Origin of the sequence: Spirillospora sp. NPDC052242 (assembly GCF_040679555.1) — a bacterium.
Taxonomy (GTDB): Bacteria; Actinomycetota; Actinomycetes; order Streptosporangiales; family Streptosporangiaceae; genus Spirillospora.
The window spans coordinates 122,907-139,666 of the sequence record NZ_JBFAUZ010000014.1 but is presented as its reverse complement, the minus strand read 5'-3'; the positions used below and the strand labels follow the sequence as shown (position 1 = coordinate 139,666).

Annotated in this window: 18 protein-coding genes; 12 read left to right on the top strand and 6 right to left on the bottom strand. The window is 74.1% G+C overall.

All coding sequences use genetic code 11. The annotated features are described in order from the left end of the window. Positions 1 to 56: 56 nt before the first annotated feature. The gene (locus AB0L25_RS14400; RefSeq protein WP_500171973.1) at positions 57 to 740 is read right to left on the bottom strand and encodes an IclR family transcriptional regulator; all 684 of its coding nucleotides are present in this window, start codon (positions 738 to 740) and stop codon (positions 57 to 59) included. A gap of 127 nt (positions 741 to 867) precedes the next feature. Here AB0L25_RS14400 and AB0L25_RS14395 point away from each other — a divergent pair, with 127 nt between their 5' ends. The 9 genes from AB0L25_RS14395 to fahA all read left to right on the top strand — a co-directional run bounded on the left by AB0L25_RS14395 (position 868) and on the right by fahA (position 9,766). Beyond that, the gene (locus tag AB0L25_RS14395) at positions 868 to 1,320 is read left to right on the top strand and encodes a nuclear transport factor 2 family protein (RefSeq protein WP_500171971.1); all 453 of its coding nucleotides are present in this window, start codon (positions 868 to 870) and stop codon (positions 1,318 to 1,320) included. Next, positions 1,317 to 2,144, top strand: coding sequence for an SDR family NAD(P)-dependent oxidoreductase (locus AB0L25_RS14390; protein ID WP_500171970.1), 828 nt, complete (start codon positions 1,317 to 1,319; stop codon positions 2,142 to 2,144). The genes AB0L25_RS14395 and AB0L25_RS14390 overlap by 4 nt, the downstream gene beginning before the upstream one ends. After that, entirely contained in the window at positions 2,137 to 2,937 is an 801-nt protein-coding gene (locus AB0L25_RS14385; protein ID WP_500171968.1) for an SDR family NAD(P)-dependent oxidoreductase, read from the top strand. The genes AB0L25_RS14390 and AB0L25_RS14385 overlap by 8 nt, the downstream gene beginning before the upstream one ends. Beyond that, the gene (locus tag AB0L25_RS14380; protein ID WP_500171966.1) at positions 2,934 to 4,379 is read left to right on the top strand and encodes an FAD-dependent oxidoreductase; all 1,446 of its coding nucleotides are present in this window, start codon (positions 2,934 to 2,936) and stop codon (positions 4,377 to 4,379) included. The genes AB0L25_RS14385 and AB0L25_RS14380 overlap by 4 nt, the downstream gene beginning before the upstream one ends. Before the next feature lie 47 nt (positions 4,380 to 4,426). Next, positions 4,427 to 5,788, top strand: a complete 1,362-nt coding sequence (locus tag AB0L25_RS14375; RefSeq protein ID WP_500171964.1) for an MFS transporter — start codon at positions 4,427 to 4,429, stop codon at positions 5,786 to 5,788. A 40-nt stretch (positions 5,789 to 5,828) separates the two neighbouring features. Then, positions 5,829 to 6,404 (top strand): MarR family winged helix-turn-helix transcriptional regulator, encoded by a 576-nt coding sequence (locus AB0L25_RS14370; RefSeq protein WP_500171963.1) that lies wholly within the window; start codon positions 5,829 to 5,831, stop codon positions 6,402 to 6,404. Between the two features lie 133 nt (positions 6,405 to 6,537). Next, on the top strand, positions 6,538 to 7,737 hold the full coding sequence (locus tag AB0L25_RS14365; RefSeq protein WP_500171961.1) for a homogentisate 1,2-dioxygenase: 1,200 nt from the start codon (positions 6,538 to 6,540) through the stop codon (positions 7,735 to 7,737). Positions 7,738 to 7,742: 5 nt separating this feature from the next. Then, complete coding sequence (locus tag AB0L25_RS14360; protein WP_500171959.1) at positions 7,743 to 8,597, top strand: hypothetical protein; 855 nt, start codon at positions 7,743 to 7,745, stop codon at positions 8,595 to 8,597. Beyond that, positions 8,594 to 9,766, top strand: coding sequence for a fumarylacetoacetase (fahA, locus tag AB0L25_RS14355; protein ID WP_500171958.1), 1,173 nt, complete (start codon positions 8,594 to 8,596; stop codon positions 9,764 to 9,766). Before AB0L25_RS14360 ends, fahA begins: the two co-directional genes overlap by 4 nt. Positions 9,767 to 9,800: 34 nt before the next feature. Here the strand turns inward: fahA and fmdA are convergent, their stop codons facing one another. The 3 genes from fmdA to AB0L25_RS14340 all read right to left on the bottom strand — a co-directional run bounded on the left by fmdA (position 9,801) and on the right by AB0L25_RS14340 (position 12,537). After that, positions 9,801 to 11,048 (bottom strand): formamidase, encoded by a 1,248-nt coding sequence (fmdA, locus tag AB0L25_RS14350; protein WP_500171956.1) that lies wholly within the window; start codon positions 11,046 to 11,048, stop codon positions 9,801 to 9,803. A 15-nt stretch (positions 11,049 to 11,063) separates the two neighbouring features. Then, positions 11,064 to 11,348 (bottom strand): FmdB family zinc ribbon protein, encoded by a 285-nt coding sequence (locus AB0L25_RS14345; RefSeq protein WP_500171954.1) that lies wholly within the window; start codon positions 11,346 to 11,348, stop codon positions 11,064 to 11,066. Positions 11,349 to 11,412: 64 nt separating this feature from the next. After that, complete coding sequence (locus AB0L25_RS14340; RefSeq protein ID WP_500171952.1) at positions 11,413 to 12,537, bottom strand: CobW family GTP-binding protein; 1,125 nt, start codon at positions 12,535 to 12,537, stop codon at positions 11,413 to 11,415. Positions 12,538 to 12,594: 57 nt separating this feature from the next. On the opposite strand from AB0L25_RS14340, the gene rpmG reads away from it, so the two are divergent. The 3 genes from rpmG (at position 12,595) to AB0L25_RS14325 (ending at position 14,940) form a co-directional block, all read left to right on the top strand. Continuing rightward, entirely contained in the window at positions 12,595 to 12,759 is a 165-nt protein-coding gene (gene rpmG / locus AB0L25_RS14335; RefSeq protein ID WP_378297643.1) for a 50S ribosomal protein L33, read from the top strand. Positions 12,760 to 12,942: 183 nt separating this feature from the next. Continuing rightward, positions 12,943 to 14,148, top strand: coding sequence for an alpha/beta hydrolase family protein (locus AB0L25_RS14330; protein ID WP_500171949.1), 1,206 nt, complete (start codon positions 12,943 to 12,945; stop codon positions 14,146 to 14,148). A 51-nt stretch (positions 14,149 to 14,199) separates the two neighbouring features. Then, entirely contained in the window at positions 14,200 to 14,940 is a 741-nt protein-coding gene (locus AB0L25_RS14325; RefSeq protein ID WP_500171947.1) for a DUF8692 domain-containing protein, read from the top strand. A 263-nt stretch (positions 14,941 to 15,203) separates the two neighbouring features. Here AB0L25_RS14325 and AB0L25_RS14320 read toward each other — a convergent pair whose 3' ends face one another. Together AB0L25_RS14320 and AB0L25_RS14315 are read right to left on the bottom strand one after the other, a co-directional pair. Continuing rightward, positions 15,204 to 15,668, bottom strand: coding sequence for a PPOX class F420-dependent oxidoreductase (locus tag AB0L25_RS14320; RefSeq protein WP_500171946.1), 465 nt, complete (start codon positions 15,666 to 15,668; stop codon positions 15,204 to 15,206). A gap of 201 nt (positions 15,669 to 15,869) precedes the next feature. Beyond that, positions 15,870 to 16,535: a DUF4097 family beta strand repeat-containing protein gene (locus AB0L25_RS14315; protein ID WP_500171944.1), complete on the bottom strand. Its 666-nt coding sequence runs from the start codon at positions 16,533 to 16,535 to the stop codon at positions 15,870 to 15,872. Between the last annotated feature and the right edge of the window lie 225 nt (positions 16,536 to 16,760).

The following is a 16,760-nucleotide window of genomic DNA, read 5'->3' as shown; positions in this document are numbered from 1 at the left end:
ACGGGATACGAGGTGCGGGGTTCGGCTTCGCCGGTGGCGCGGGGCGCGGGGCGGGGTCAGCGCAGGAGCGTGCCGAGGCGGGCGGCCGCGTCGACGACGATCCGGCCGAGTTCGTCCTCGTCGGACGCCTCGAACAGCGACAGGCCCACGCTGGTCTGCGTCCGGGCGCCGGGGACGACGGCGGACACGCCGATGATCGAGGAGCGGATCTCGCCGTAGGAGACGGCGAAGCCGCGCTCGCGGGCGAGCGCGACCTCGGGGCGCTCGCCGGGGACGGGCGGGGCGGCGGCGAGCATCGCGAGGCCGGCGGAGCCGCGGTCGACGGGGTCGAGCTGGCCGACCCGGAACGCGACGTGCATCGGGGCCCGCCGCGGCTCGACGATCATGAGCATCCGCACCCTGGTCTCGTCCTCGCGGACGACGAGGTGGGCGGTGGCCTGCGCGGCGTCGGTCATCTCCTCCAGGACGGGGCGCGCGAGGGTGCGCAGGTCCTGCTCGACGGGTTCGGCGAGTTCGACGAGGCCGGCGCCGAGCGAGATCCGCTTGAAGCGGTCGCGGCGGCAGAGCCGGTGGGCCTCCAGGGTGCGCACGAGCCGGTGCGCGACGGTGCGGTGGACGCCGACGCCCTCGGCGATCTCGGTGAGCGTGAGGCCCTGCGGGTGCCGGACCAGCAGCTCCAGGATCTGCAGGCCGTTGTGCAGCGTCTTCGACATTCCGGAGTCGATCTCGGGGGCCGCCACACCGGGGACCGTACCGTCGCGGGCCGCGGACATGGGCCTCCTCTTGACGCATGTGAGTCACGCTACATACGGTGTCCGTACTTCGCACGTTGCGTGCGATAATAGCACACAGGAGAGGGTTCGTCCGATGTTCGAGTCGCTGCACCGCCTCTACGGGGCGCAGAGCCACCACATCGACGGCGGCCGGGCGCGCGCGTGGGCGGCGACCTTCACCCCGGACGGCGAGTTCCGTTCGCCCACGTATCCGCGTCCCGTCGCCGGGACGGCCGAGCTGACGGCGTTCGCCGAGCGGTTCTTCGCCGACGCGCGGGCCGCGGGCGTCACCGTCCGGCACGTCCTGACGAACGTGTTCGCCGAGCGGGCGGACGAGCGCACCGCCCTCGTCCATGCATACCTGCAGATCGTGAGCACCCCGGACGGCGGCGAGCCGCGCCTGGACCGGATGACCGTCGTCACCGACGACCTCGTCCGGGACGGCGACGGATGGCTGATCCGCCGCCGCGTCGTCCACCGCGACGGCGCCCCGGGCGCACCCGGCGCGAACGACGGACCGAACGACGAGAAGGAGCAGCAGCGATGAGCGAGACCGCCGAGCCGGCCAACCCCGGACGCGTCGTCGGGACCCCGGTGACGGCCGTGTACCCGGAGCTGCGCGGCAAGGCCGCCGTGGTGACGGGCGCGGCGCGCGGCATGGGGGCGCGGTTCGCGGCGGCGCTCGCCGCCCGGGGCGTGGACGTCGTGGGCGCCGACATCGACGGGGACGCGATGGCGGTCACCGCGAAGGAGATCGCCGCCGAGACCGCGGCCGCGGACCGGCCCGGACGGGTCGTCGCGGCGCGGGTGGACGTGACGAAGGCGGCGGAGCACGAGGCCGTCGCGCAGGTCGCGCTCGCGGAGTTCGGGCGGCTCGACTTCTGGGTGAACAACGCGGGGATCTTCCCGTTCGCCGAGGTCGGCGACATCACGCCCGAGCAGATCCGGGCGACGCTCGCGGTGAACGTCGAGGGGGTGCTGTTCGGGGCGCAGGCGGCGGCGCGGCACATGAGGCCGGGCGGGGCGATCGTGAACATGTCGTCGGTGTCGGCGGTGCGGGTGCGGCGCGGGCGCGGGGCGTACTGCTCGTCGAAGGCGGCGGTCGCGCACCTGACGGAGTCGCTCGCGGTCGAGCTGGGCGACCGGGGCGTGCGGGTCAACGCGATCGCGCCCGGCTACATCGACACGGAGATGACCCGCTGGGTGCGGGAGGACGAGGCGGCGCTGCGGCACGCGCTGGACGTCGTCCCGCTGCACCGGCTCGGGTCGCCGGAGGAGGTCGTGGGGCCGCTGCTGTTCCTGCTGTCCGACAGTGCCCGGTACGTGACGGGGCACAGCATCGCGGTGGACGGCGGGTCCCGGCATGTCTGAGGTGGTCCACGCCGACGCCGTCCGCTACCCGGGGACGGTGCTGGTCACGGGCGCGGCGGGCGGCATGGGCGCGGCGCACGCGCGGGCGCTGGGCGCGCGCGGCGTGCACGTGTGCGCGGCGGACGTCGCCGACGCGGGGCCGGTCGCCGAGGAGATCCGGGCGGCCGGGGGTTCGGCGAGCGCGCACGCGCTGGACGTCACGGACGCGGCCGCGTGGACGCGGGTGATCGGCGAGATCCGGGCGGACCGCGGCGAACTGGGCGGCCTCGTCAACAACGCGGGCATCTCGCGGCGGCTCGAGTTCATGGACACGACCGAGGACGTGTGGGAGCGGGTCCTGCGCGTCAACCTGACGGGACCGTTCCACGGCATGCGGGCGGCGGTGCCGCTGATGCGCGACTCGGGCGGCGGCTCCATCGTGAACATCTCCTCCGTCTCGGGGCAGATCGGCTACTTCTCCCCCGCGTACTCGGCGAGCAAGTGGGGGCTGACCGGGCTGTCGAAGTCGGCGGCCGGGAACTTCGCCGCGTGGGGCGTCCGGGTCAACTCGGTGCATCCCGGGCTGGTCGGCACCGGGCTGCTGGACGGCGCGGACGCGTTCGTCGCGTCGGCCGTCCGGAGCATCCCCGCCGGGCGCATGGGACGGCCCGAGGAGATCACCGACGCCGTCCTGTTCCTGCTGTCGGACCGTTCCACCTACCTCACCGGCGCCGAGCTGACGGCGGACGGCGGCCTGGTGAGCAACGGCCTGTACCACCGCATCCTCGCCGACACCGGAGGTGACCTCGGATGAACCCGGACGTGATCGTCGTCGGCGGCGGCGGGGCGGGCCTCGCCGCCGCCGCCACCGCGGCGGAGGCGGGCGCCTCCGTCCTGCTGCTGGAGGCGGAGCGGGAGCCGGGCGGCTCCACGGAGCTGTCGGCCGGCATGTTCACCGCCGCGGGCACCAGCGTGCAGAAGGGCCTCGGCGTCGAAGACTCGCCGGAGCAGTTCTTCCAGCACTACATGGACCTCAACCACTGGATGCTCAACCCCGGCCTGATCATGGCGTTCTGCCGGAACGCCGCGCCGACGCTGGAGTGGCTGATCGGCCTCGGGGTGGAGGTTCCGGCGGCCGTGTCGCACAACGCGCACATGCCCGGCCTCTGCCAGGCGGGCGTGGAGGACGTCTGGCGCGGGCACGTCCCGCGCGACCAGGGCCTCGGGATCGTCCGGGCGCTCGTCCGGGCGTGCCGCGCGAACGGCGTGGAGATCGTCGCGAACACGCGGGTGGAGCGGCTGCTGGTCGAGGACGGCCGGGTCGCCGGGGTCGTCGCGGACGGCCTGGACGTGCGGGCCCGCGCGGTCGTCGTCGCGACCGGCGGCCTCGCGCACGACCGCGACCTGCTCGAACGGTACTTCCCGGCGGCGCTGCGGGCGGGCGGCGACCTGTTCGTCGTCGCGGCGCCCGGGGCGCGCGGCGACCACCTGCGGTTCGGCCGGCAGGTCGGCGCGTCCGTCGCCGGGGACGGCCAGGGGCTGCTGCTGCCCACGGCGTACTTCCAGCGGCTGCACCACTGGCAGTCCGGTTTCCCGCCGAGGTCGCGAATCCACGTGAACGCGCACGGCCGCCGGTTCATGGACGAGGACGCCTCGTACGCGGTGTCGAGCGGGATCATCGACGCGCAGCCGGGCCCGGTGTGGGCGGTGTTCGACGAGCGCGCCCGGCTCGGGCTGCCGCCCGGCTACGCGCACTGGACGCCCGAGCACGTCGCGCGGGAGGCCGACGCCGGACGGACGTTCCGCGCGGACACCCTTGACGGCCTCGCGGCGGCGATCGGCGTCCCGGCGGACGCGCTCGGCGCGGCCGTCCGCCGCTGGAACGGCACGCTGCCGCACGGCCGCGACCCCGAGTTCCGGCGGCACCGCACGCTGGCGAACAAGGGCGCGGACGCGCACCCCGACCCGATCGACCGGCCGCCGTTCTACGCCGTCCGGATCCTGCCCGCCGAGCTCGTCTGCACCCACGCCGGGCTGGAGATCGACGCGTCGGCGCGGGTGCTGGACGAGCGCGGCGAGCCCGTCCCGGGCCTGTTCGCGGCGGGCGAGGCGGGCGCGGGCGTGCTCGGCCGGCGCTACGTCGGCGGCGGCAACTCGGTGGCGGGCGCCCTCACGATGGGCCGCATCGCCGGCCGCACCGCCGCCGCGTCCCGCCCGTCCGCGCCCGCTCCCACCACGTCGACGGCCGCCGGCTGACGGCCGTCCGCACCACCACCCCGCCCCACCCCACCGAGGAGAACGACATGGCGAACGGCACCGCCGTCCCCGGGGACGCCGACATCGGCCGGCGCACGATCCGGAAGGTGACGCTCCGGATCATGCCGATCATCGGCCTGCTCTACGTGTTCAACTACATGGACCGCGCCAACATCTCGTACGCGCAGCTCGGCATGGAGGACGAGCTCGCCGTCACGACGGCGGTGTTCGGCACCGCATCGGCGATCTTCTTCCTCGCCTACGTCGTGTTCGAGGTCCCCAGCAACATGATCATGAAGCGGGTCGGGGCGCGGCTGTGGCTGGCCCGGATCGCGATCAGCTGGGGGATCGTGACGGCCGCGACCGGCCTCGTGCACAGCGTCACCCAGCTCTACGCCGCCCGCATCCTGCTGGGCGTCGCGGAGGCCGGCCTGTTCCCGGGCCTGCTGCTGTACCTGACGCTGTGGTACCGCACGCAGGAGCGCGGACGGGCGATCGCGGGGCTCGCGCTGGCGCAGCCGGTCGCGATGATCCTCGGCAGCCTCACCGGCGGGCTGATCCTCGACCACGTGCACTGGCTCGACATGAGCAGCTGGCGGTGGGTGTTCATCCTGCAGGGCGCCCCCGCGATCCTGATCGGCGTCGCCGTCCTGTTCCTGCTGCCGGACGTCCCGGGCAAGGCGCGGTTCCTCAGCCGGGAGGAGGCGGCGTGGCTGGACGGCGAGATCGCGAAGGAGTACACGCCGGAGAAGTCGCACGGGCCGCTCGCCGAACTGAAGGTCGTCCGCGACCGGAAGGTGCTGTACCTCGCGGTCGCGAACTTCTTCGCCGCGTGCGGGCTGTACGGGTTCACGTTCTTCCTGCCGAAGATCGTCGAGCAGATGGACCCGTCGTACTCGGCGACGAACATCGGCTTCCTCGGCGCGATCCCGTTCCTGGTCGGCGCGGTCGGGATGGTGCTGGTCGCGCGCAACTCCGACCGGACGGGCGAGCGCCGGTGGCACGTGATCGCGCTGATGCTCGTCGCCGCCGCCGGCCTGTTCGGAACGATCCAGTTCCGGCAGGAGCCGGCGGTCGCGCTCGCCTGCCTGTCGCTCGTCGGGATCGGCGTGCTCGGGTACATGGCGCCGTACTGGGCGATGGCCGCGCGGGTGCTGTCGCGGGAGCACACGGCCGTCGGGCTGGCGGCGATCAACTCGATCGCGGCGCTGGGCGGGTTCTTCGGCCCGTACGTGATCGGGAAGAACGCGACGGCGGACGACGTGTCGGTGGGCCTGTACTTCCCGATCGGCTGCCTGGTGGTGTGCGCGGTCATGCTCGTGTTCCTGCGGGTGCCGCGGGACGAGCCGCGCCGTGCGGCGCCCGCGGGCGCGGCGCCCGTGACGGCGGCGGAGGCCACCGGGAAGTGATCAAACCATGAATCACTCTCGCGCCGTTAGTGTTGCGGCCATGGACGATCGCGACAGCAGCGCGGGCGGCGCGACCGGCGGCGAGGTCGGCGGCGAGGTCGGCGAGCTCGACTTCTGGTCGTTCGTCGACCTCGCCGGCGGCCGGCTGGCCGAGGAGTTCGGCTTCCCGCACCGGCTGGCGACCCGGCTGCTGCTGACCCTGAACCGGGCGTCGGCGATCGTCACCTACGACCTGGAGTCGACGGTGCACCGGCCGCGCGGGCACTCGTGGGCGGGGTTCCGGCTGCTGTTCGTCACGTGGCTGGCCGGGCCGCTGGAGCCGGGGCGGGCCGCGACGCTGGCCGGGATGAGCCGGGCGGCGGTGTCGAACCTCGCCAAGACGCTCGTCGCGGACGGGATGCTGGAGCGGACGCGCGGCGAGCGGGACGGCCGGTCGGTGATCCTGTCGCTGACCGGGCGGGGCCGCGCCGCGATGCTGGAGATCTTCGCGGCCCAGCACGCCCGCGAGAAGCAGTGGGCGGACGTCCTCACCGAGACCGAGCAGCAGATGCTGATCATGCTGCTGGACAAGCTGATCGAGGGCCGCACGCGGTTCGACGTCCGCGAGCGCAGCTAGGCGCGCCCCTCTGGCCAGCGAGCCCGGCGTCCCCCGTCGGGCCGGGCGGGTTAGGTCTTCCCTGCGGCGGAGAAGAGCCGTAGTGTCGGCCGAAAATAGTTAATGCATTTACCATCTTCGGGAGGCGAGGAACATGGCGCACTATCGCCGGGTCGGCGACGTGCCGCCGAAACGCCACACCCAGCACCGGGACGGCGAGGGTCGGCTGTACTACGAGGAGCTGATGGGCGAGGAGGGCTTCTCGGCCGACTCGTCCCTGCTCTACCACCGCGAGATCCCGTCGGCGATCGTCGACGCGCGGCCCTGGGACGTCCCGGACGCCGCGACCACGCCCAACCATCCGCTGAAGCCCCGCCACCTGCGGCTGCACGAGCTGTTCCCCGAGGAGACGTGGGCCGGGACCGACGCGGTCACCGGGCGCCGGCTCGTCCTCGGCAACGGCGACGTCCGCATCTCCTACGCCGTCTCCGCCGCCGACTCGCCGCTGTACCGCAACGCGACCGGCGACGAGGTCGTCTACGTCGAGTCCGGCGCGGCGACCGTCGAGACGATCTTCGGGACGCTGCGCGCCGAGCAGGGCGACTACGTCGTCGTCCCCATGTCGGCGACGCACCGCTGGCTGCCCACCGGCGACGCGCCCCTGCGCACCTACGCGATCGAGGCGAACGGGCATATCGCGCCGCCGAAGCGGTACCTGTCGCGGTTCGGGCAGTTCCTGGAGCACGCCCCCTACTGCGAGCGCGACCTGCACGGGCCCGGCGAGCCCCTCCAGACGGACGGCACGGACGTCGAGGTGCTCGTGAAGCACCGCACGTCCCGGGGGATCACCGGCACCCGGATGGTGTACGCGCGGCACCCGTTCGACGTCGTCGGCTGGGACGGCTGCCTGTACCCGTACACGTTCAACATCCGCGACTTCGAGCCGATCACCGGGCGCGTCCACCAGCCGCCGCCCGTCCACCAGGTGTTCGAGGGGCCCGGCTTCGTCGTGTGCAACTTCGTGCCGCGCAAGGTCGACTACCACCCGCTGTCGATCCCGGTGCCGTACTACCACTCGAACGTCGACTCCGACGAGGTCATGTTCTACTGCGGCGGCGACTACGAGGCCCGCAAGGGCTCCGGCATCGGGCAGGGCTCGATCTCCGTCCACCCCGGCGGCCTCGCGCACGGCCCGCAGCCCGGCGCGTACGAGCGCAGCATCGGCGCCGAGTTCTTCGACGAGCTCGCCGTCATGGTCGACACGTTCCGCCCCCTCGAACTCGGCGAGGGCGGCACCGCCTGCGAGGACGACGGCTACGCCTGGACCTGGGCGGGCCGGGGACCGGACCGGTGACCGGCATGACCGATCTCCCCGCCTTCGCGCTCGGGCTGTGCGACGACGCCGCCGTCTTCCCGCCGGGCCGCGCGCCGCTCGCCGACGCCGTCCCGGCGCACCGCCGCCACCGCGCCGCCCCGTACGCCGCGCTCGTCGGTCCGCTCGTCCTGCCCGCCACCGCGCTGGACGACCTCGCGCCGCTCCTCGCCGGGGACCCAGGCCCGCTGGACGTCGCGCTCACCGCGCCCGCGGGTCCCGCGCAGGCCGCGGGCGCCCTCGCGGCGGCCGCCGACCTGCCCGTCGACCTGCGCGGGCTCGAGATCGCCGTGCCCGCCGGGTGGACGCCGTCCGACCTGGTCCGCGCCGTGGACGGGCTGCGCACGGACGTCCCGATCCACGTCGAGGTGCCGCGGGACGAGCGCCGTCCCGCGCTGCTCGCGGCGCTCGCCGCGTCCGGGCACCGCGCGAAGTTCCGCACCGGCGGCGTCACGGCCGACCTCTACCCGGGCCCGGACGAGCTGGCCGCCGCGGTCGCGTCCGCCGTCGCCGCGGGCGTCCCGTTCAAGGCGACCGCCGGGCTGCACCATCCGGTCCGCAACACCGACCCCGAGACCGGCTTCGACCAGCACGGCTTTCTCAACCTGCTGCTCGCGGCGGACGCCGCGCTGGACGGCCGCCCCGCCGCCGGCCTCGCCGCGCTGCTCGCCGACCGCGACGCCGCGTCCGTCGCCGCCCGCGTCGCCGCCCTGCCGCCCGACCGGACGGCCGCCGCCCGCGCGGCGTTCACGTCCTTCGGCACGTGCAGCATCACCGACCCCCTGACCGAACTCGCGGACCTCGGGCTCCTCCCGGCCGCGCTCACCGAGGAGTACGCATGACGCGCATCGCGGTACCCGACGGCTCGCCGTTCGGGCTCGCCAACCTCCCGTACGGGGTGTTCTCCACGCCCGGCACGGCGCCCCGCGTCGGCGTCCGCGTCGCCGACTCCGTCGTCGACCTCGCCGCCGTCCTCCACGACGACGTGTTCGCGAACCCGACCCTGAACCCGTTCATGGCGCAGGGGCACGCGCGCTGGGTCGAGGTGCGCGAGCGGATCCTGGACGCCGTCACCGGCGACCTCCCGGCCGGCGCCGTGCACCCGATCGGCTCGGTCACCCTGCACATGCCGTTCGACGTCGGCGACTACGTCGACTTCTACGCGTCCGAGCACCACGCCTCCAACCTCGGGCGCCTGTTCCGGCCCGACTCCGAGCCGCTGATGCCGAACTGGAAGCACCTGCCCGTCGGCTACCACGGCCGCGCCGGGACGGTCGTGCCGTCCGGCACCCCGATCGTGCGGCCGTGCGGGCAGCGCAAGGCCCCGGACGACGCCGCCCCCGGGTTCGGGCCGTCCCGCCGGCTCGACATCGAGGCCGAGGTCGGGTTCGTCGTCGGCACCGGCTCCCCGCTCGGCGCCCCCGTCCCGGTCGACGAGTTCGCCGAGCGCGTCTTCGGCGCCGTCCTCGTCAACGACTGGTCGGCCCGCGACATCCAGGCGTGGGAGTACGTCCCGCTCGGTCCGTTCCTCGGGAAGAGCTTCGCGACCTCGGTCTCGTGCTGGGTCGTCCCGCTCCTCGCGCTGGAGGCGGCGCGCGTCGCGACCCCGCCGCAGGACCCCGAACCCCTCCCCTACCTGCGGGAGAAGAACCCGTGGGGGCTCGACCTCGACCTCGCCGTCGAGTGGAACGGGCAGCTCGTCTCGCGGCCGCCGTACCGGGAGATGTACTGGTCGCCCGCGCAGATGCTCGCCCACATGACGGTGAACGGCGCCGCGACCCGCACCGGCGACCTGTTCGCGTCCGGCACCGTCTCCGGTCCCGCGAAGGACCAGCGGGGCGCGTTCATCGAGCTGACGTGGGGCGGGCGCGAGCCGATGGAGGTCGCGGGCGAGCCCCGCACGTTCCTGATGGACGGCGACGAGGTCGTCCTGTCGGCGACGGCCCCGGCGGCGGACGGCACCCGCCTCGGCTTCGGCGAGGTCCGCGCCCGCGTCCTCCCGGCCCCCTGACCCGCCCGCGCCCGCGCCGCGCACCCGCGGACGGTCAGGACGTCACGGCGCACTGGCCGCGGTCGGTGCGGCGCGGGCCCTCGGCCGTCGGGCGGACGTCGAAGTCGAAGATCGCCGTCGGCAGGTACAGCGAGCAGCAGGCGTTCGGGATGTCGACGACGCCGCTGAGCCGTCCCTCGATGGGTGCGGCGCCGAGCAGCAGGTACGCCTGCTCGCCGGTGTAGCCGAACGTCTTCAGGTACTCGATCGCGTTCAGGCAGGCGTTGCGGTAGGCGAGCGTCGCGTCGGTGTACGCGTTCGCGTCGGTCTCGTGGTCGACCGAGATGCCGATGAACGAGATGAACTCGTCGTACCGGGGCTCGACGTTGCCGGGCATGAAGATCGGGTTGGTCGTCACCCCGTACTTCTCCATGCCGCCCTTGATCAGGTCGATGCCGAGGTCGATGAACCCGCCCATCTCGATGGCGCCACAGAAGGTGATCTCGCCGTCGCCCTGGCTGAAGTGGAGGTCGCCGCCGGACAGCAGCGCGCCCGGGACGTACACGGGGAAGAAGACCCGCGAGCCGCGGCTGAAGTTCTTGATGTCCTGGTTGCCGCCGTTCTCCCGGGGCGGGACGGTCCGGGCGCCCTCCCGCCCGATCCGTTCGAGTTCGGCGCCGCTCAGGGTGCCCGCCAGGACGTCCCGCGGTTCGGGCGGCAGGGCGAGCGGCGGCACCCGGTCCGGGTCGGTGTCGATGAGGGCCTGCTCGCGGGCGTTCCAGCGGCGCAGCATGTCGGCGGACGGCGCGGTGCCGAACAGCCCGGGGTGCGTGATGCCGGTGAACCGGACACCGGGGATGTGCCGGGACGTCGCCGTCTGCCCGTGGAAGTCCCAGATGGCCTTGTAGGCGTCGGGGAACCGGTCGGTCAGGAAGCCGCCGCCGTTGTGCCGGGCGAAGATGCCGGTGTACCCCCAGCCCTGGCCCGCGACGTCCCCCGTCTCCTGCGGGACGGGCCCGATGTCGAGGACGTCCACGACGAGCAGATCGCCGGGCTCGGCGCCCTCCACCGCGATCGGGCCGCTCAGCATGTGGTTGACGTTCAGGTTCAGGTCGCGGATGTCGTTCGCCGAGTCGTTGTTCCCGACCTGGCCGTCCATCCACTCCCGGCTCTCGACGCGGATCTCCGCCCCGGGACGCACGGTGACGGCGGGCGGGATGTCGGGATGCCACCGGTTGTGTCCGGGGACGTCCTGGTCGCGCATCGACCGCGCCTGGTCCACGCTGAAGACGACTTCGGGCATGGCTTCCTCCGTAGGTCAGGGGCGGGGCAGCCGGGCCCGCCGCGGGTCGGCGGGCGGCGCGGGCGGGCGCGCCCGGGAGTCCCGCCGGACGACCCGCGGCTCGTGGGCGCTCGCCTCCCGGGCGTCCAGCGCCCGCGTCAGCGCCCCCGGCGTGCGGGCGACGAGCGGCGGCGTGAACACGCGGGCCCCCGCGCGGCCGCACCCCGGGCACGGCTCGGCCGCCCCGGCCGTCCCGATCGGGCGGGCGACGTCGAACGCCCCGCACTCCGCGCACCGGTACCGGTAGATCGCCACGGACACCCCCCAATGCCTCCGTGGCCGACTATTCCGCCAGGACGGCCGGGTAAACGGGCGGAACCCCAGGTCAGGCGGCGTCGAAGAAGGCGGCGAACGGGTCGTCGAGGCCGGTGTCGGGCTCGTCGGGGCCCAGCAGGCAGGCGTCCAGCAGCGCGTGGATCCGGTCGGCGTCGATGCCCGGCCCGGTCAGCACCAGGTGCTGGACGCGGTCGCCGTGTTCGGCCGACCAGTCGAGCGCGGCGGCGACCCGGCGGGCGGGCGGCACCGCGTCCCACGCGGCCTCGGGGAGCGCGGCGAGCCAGACCCCGGCGTCCTCCAGCGTGACGACGCCGGCCACCGCGTCCCACGTGAGCATCCGGTCGGGCCGGTTCGTCAGCCAGAACCGGCCCCGGCTGCGCACCGACTCGGTGGCGAGGACGTCCATGGCGTCGAAGAACCGCGCCGGATGCAGGGGCGCGGTGCGGCGCCACACGACCGTGTCGGCGGTGGGGCTGTGCGCCGGGCAGGGCAGCAGCGCGGTGGCCGGGTCGACCCGGTCGGCGAGTTCGCGGGTGCACAGCGCGGGGCCGGTGAGCCGCGGCGGCGGGTCGCCGGGCATGGCGACCGGGGTGAGCGGCGCCAGGTGCCGCAGGACGTCGCGGCACACCTGCAGGTCGTCGTCGGCGGCGCCGAGCGCGGGGACGGCGATCGCCGTCGCGTACTCGATCTGGTGGGCCAGCACCTCGGCGAGGTAGCGCTCGTCGCCGGGCGCGACCGGCGTGCCGGTCTCCGCGAGCCGTTCGCCCCGGCAGATGTCGACGGGCATCAGCTCGGCGTCCACGGCGGTCAGGACGGCCGTGAGCCGGAGCCGGTCGCGCAGTTCGGGGTCGTCGAGGGCCTCGGCGACCGTCCTCGGCTCCACGCAGTCCCACAGGTCGACCACCAGCGGCCCGGTGTGCGCGGCCCGGCGCAGCAGCTCGGGGACCAGGTCCTCCCGGACCGTGCACGTCACGCACCCGTGGTCGAGCCTGATCACGGCGCGGTCGAGCACCGCGCGGGCGTCCCGGACCGTCCGCGTGACGAGCCCGCCGGACATCGCCCGCAGGTCGTGGTGGACGGCGACGGCGCCGGGGTGCCCGCGCAGCAGCCGGTCGACGACGGCGGTCCGCGCGGCGGCGTGCACCCCGGCCACCAGCACGACGGGTACGGACATGACGACCTCCATGTGAAAATGATTATCGCTATCATGCCACGATCGAGAGGAGATCCGATGGCCCGCAACGACCTGCGACCGGTGATCAAGCTGCGCTCCACCGCCGGAACCGGGCACACCTACGTCACCCGGAAGAACCGGCGGAACGACCCCGACCGCCTGACGCTGCGCAAGTACGACCCGATCGTCCGCAGGCACGTCCTCTACAGAGAAGAACGCTGACCCGGCCCCTTACATGCCGCCCGACCCCGCTCGGGCGGCCATCAGCCCTCACCGTCGAGGACGGCCTCGCGGTCGTCCGGGCGTTCGCGCCGTCCGGGCAGGAGAGCGTCAAACCCGGGTAGCACCTCGGCATGGCACCGTGGTGTGTCGCGGCGGCGGCGCCCGTCCGGCGAGGATGCCCGTATGACGATCCGCGTCCGGCCCCTCCTGCTCGTCCTGCTCGTGCTCGCCGGGCTGCTCGCCCCGCCGCCGCTGCGGGCGTCCGCCGCCGGGCCCGTCCGGCTGCCCGCCCCGACCGGGCGGTTCGCGGTCGGCACCGTCGCGGTGCACCTCGTCGACCGCGACCGCCGCGACCCGTGGAAGCCCGGCCGGGCCCGCGAGCTGATGGTGAGCGTCTGGTACCCGGCCGCGCCCGGCGGGACCGGCCCGGTGCCGCAGATGACGCCGCAGGCCGCGGCGCACTTCGGGTCCGCGAAGGGCGCCGGGACGCTCAACCTCGGCGTCCCGGCCGGGGCGGCCGACTGGGGCGCGACGGTCGGCGCCGCCCGCGCCGGGGCGCCCGCCGACCGCCGCGCCGGGCGGCTGCCGGTCGTCCTGTACTCGCCGGGCCTCGGCGATCCGCGGACGTGGAACACCGCGCTCGTCCAGGACCTCGCCAGCCGCGGCTACGCCGTGGTAACGATCGACCACACCCACGAGTCGTCCGAGGTCGAGTTCCCCGGCGGACGGCTCGTCCCGAGCGTCCTGCTCGGCGCGCCGCCGCCCTCGACGCCCGGGGAGATCACCGCGCTGCTGAAGAAGGCGATGGCGGCCCGGGTCGCCGACACCCGCTTCGTCCTGGACGAGCTGCCGCGCCTCGGCCGCCGCGCCGGCGCGGCCCTCGACACCCGCCGCGTCGGCATGGCCGGGCACTCGGCCGGCGGGTTCACCGCCGCGCAGGCCATGCACGACGACCGCCGCATCCGCGCGGGGATCAACATGGACGGGCAGATGGACTTCCCCGGCGAGCTGAGCGGCGTCGCCCGGAACGGGCTGGACCGGCCGCTGCTGTTCATGCAGGCGGAGGGCGACGGCGCCACCGGCCACCGCGACGTCCCGTCCTGGGCGGCGTTCTGGCGCAACACCCGCGGCTGGAAGGCGAACGTGCTGGTGCGCGGGTCGCGGCACGCCTCGTTCACGGACGCGTCGGCGGTGCTGCCCGCGCTCGCCCGCCGGGGCGTCGAACCGTCCGGCGGGCTCGCCGCCGCCCTCGGCACCGTCCCGCCGCACCGGGCGACCGCCGTCCAGCGCGCCTACACGGCCGCGTTCTTCGACCGGTGGCTCCGCGGGCGCGACGGCGCGCTGCTGGACGTCCCGTCCCCGTTCCCCGGCGTCCGCTACGAACGCTGAGGAGCGGAACGTCCGGAAGATCCTCATCTGCCGCCGTTAGCTTCGCGGCCCATGGACCACGGAACCACCGGCCTGCTGGGCGCCCCGCCGCAGGCCGCCCCCCACCTCCGCCGCCCCCGCCGCCCGCTGCTCGCCGCGGCGGCCGCCACCGCCCTCCTCCTCGTGGTGGACTTCGCGCTCCGGATGTACCACGAGTACGTCGAGCCGATCACCGGCCTCCGGCGGCTGTTCAACATCGGCTCGGAGAGCAACCTCGCGACCTGGTGGAACAGCGCCCTGCTGCTCTCGGTCGCCGGAACGGCGCTGCTCGCGGCCCTGCTCACCGACCGGACGTCCCGGCCCGGACGGACGTCGTGGCTCGCCCTCGCCGCGGTGACCGCCTGGCTCAGCGTCGACGAGACCGTGCAGGTCCACGAGCGCCTCGCCGGGATCGGCGAGGGCTGGGCGGACGGGCTCGGCATGTCCGTGCCGACGTACGCGTGGGTGCTGCCCGGCGCCGCGATGGCGCTGACCGGCGCGGTCGCGGCCGTCCTGTGGGCGCGCGGCCTCCCCCGCGACCTGCGGCTCGGCCTCCTCGGCGCGCTGGCCGTCTACATCACGGGCGCCCTCGTCGTCGAGGCGTTCAACGGCTGGGTGAACCGGCAGGGGCTCAAGGAGGTCTACGCGCTGGGCACGAGCGTCGAGGAGGGCATGGAGATGGGCGCGTGCCTGCTCGCCCTCGCCGTCCTCGCCCGCTTCGTGGTCTTCACGCGGGACCCCGCGTCGGGCCGTCTCGCCGTCCGCCTCCGATGAGAGCGCGATGAGAGGTTCCTCATCTGCGCGCGGTCAGTCCTGCCAGTAGAACAGCAGGTCGCGGACGCGCAGCGACCCCCGGTCGCCGAAGAAGTAGACGTGCGGCCCCTCGACCACCGTCGTCCGCCGGGACCGACGCCGTCCGCCGCGCGAGGCTCGCCGGCGGCTCCCGCCGCACCGCGGGCGAGTCGATGAGGTCCCGCACGCGCTCCCGTGTCACCGGCCGATGATCGCGCGCGGGCGTCCCGCCCCGCAACGGCCCCTCAGGACCCGGCCAGCCCCGGCGGGAAGCCGCCCGTCGCGATCGGCCCCCACCCCTCGACCGTGATCCGGATCAGCGACTTGTTCTGCCGCTCCATCGCCCGGCGGTAGTCGTCCCAGTCCGGATGCTCGCCCGCGATGCGGCGGTAGTACTCGACGAGCCCGTCGAGCGCCTCCGGCATGTCGAGGACCTCCGCACGCCCGTCCACCTGCACGTACGGGCCGTCCCAGTCGTCAGACAGCACGCAGATCGACACACCGGGCTCGCGACGGGCGTTGCGCGCCTTCGCACGATCCGGATACGTCGACACGACGATGCGTCCCTCGCCGTCCACACCGCACGTCACGGGCGACATCTGCGGCGCCCCGCCCGCCCGCGTGGTGACGAGCACCCCCCGATGGCGCGGGCGCAGGAACTCCAGCAGCGCGGCGCGATCGACGCGCTCGGCGGTGGCGATACGTGGCATGAGCCCCTCTTCCGACAGTTCACGGCGGATCGATGGAGCCGGACGACTCCCCGTCCGACCCTAGAAGCTGGAGCGCACTCGAGCGCAAGCAGGGGAAATGGTCGGGGCCGTCAGACCGGTGGGGTCTGACGGCCCTGTCGGCCGGTTCCATGGTCACGCTTTGTTGAAGGTGTTGCGGGTTGGGGGAGGCGGGGCGGGCGGTCAGAGGCTGCGGGCGGTGATGTCGCCGTGGGCCGTGGTCGCGCGGATCTTCAGAGCGGGAGTACCGTCGTTCTTCAGCGCGTTGCTCACGCGGCCGCGGCCGGTCTGCGCGTCCAGCGACGCCGACACGCCCGCCGCCGCGACCACCGAGATGTCACCCGACTGGGTGGACAGGGCGACCTCGCCGCCCGCGGCCTCGGCGATGCGGATGTCGCCGCGCTGTGCGCTGATCTGCGCCGGGCCGTCCAGCCGGGCCACCTCGACGTCCCCGTCGAGCGCGGTCAGGCGCACGCTCGCCGCTTCGTCGATCTTGACCGGGCCGTGGGCGCCGTCGAAGACGACCTCGCCCAGCCGGCCCACCGCCCGAAACTCCGCACTCGCCGCCCGCGCCTCGACCCGCGAACCCGCGGGGAGCTTCACCGTGACCTCCACCGACCCGGACGGGCCGAAGTACTGGTTCCCGGCCGCCGGCGCCTCCACCCGCAGCACACCGTCGGCGAACTCGACCGTGGTCTGCTCGGCCGCCTTCACGTCCCGGCCCCGGGACGGGTCGGCGGGCCGGACCTCGACCTGCGTGTCGGCCCGGTCGGCGGCGATCACCTGCACCCGCCCGGCCGGGACGTTCACCACGGTCGCGATCGGGGCGGGGGTCTGGAACGTGTTCATCGTGCTTCTCCCTTGCGGTTCGCCTTGCGGCTTCCTTCTTGTTTCCGACAACGCAAAAGCTACGTTGCCTTCACAGATTCCGCAACAAGATCTTTGCATCTAAACAGTGATATCGCAGGTCAGCGTGAGGATTTCGTTGCACTGGCTCCTGCATGGAATGCAACATGCGACGTTCACTCGTTGCAATAGAATGCGCGCGAACGCTACGCGGGCAGCGGGCGAACC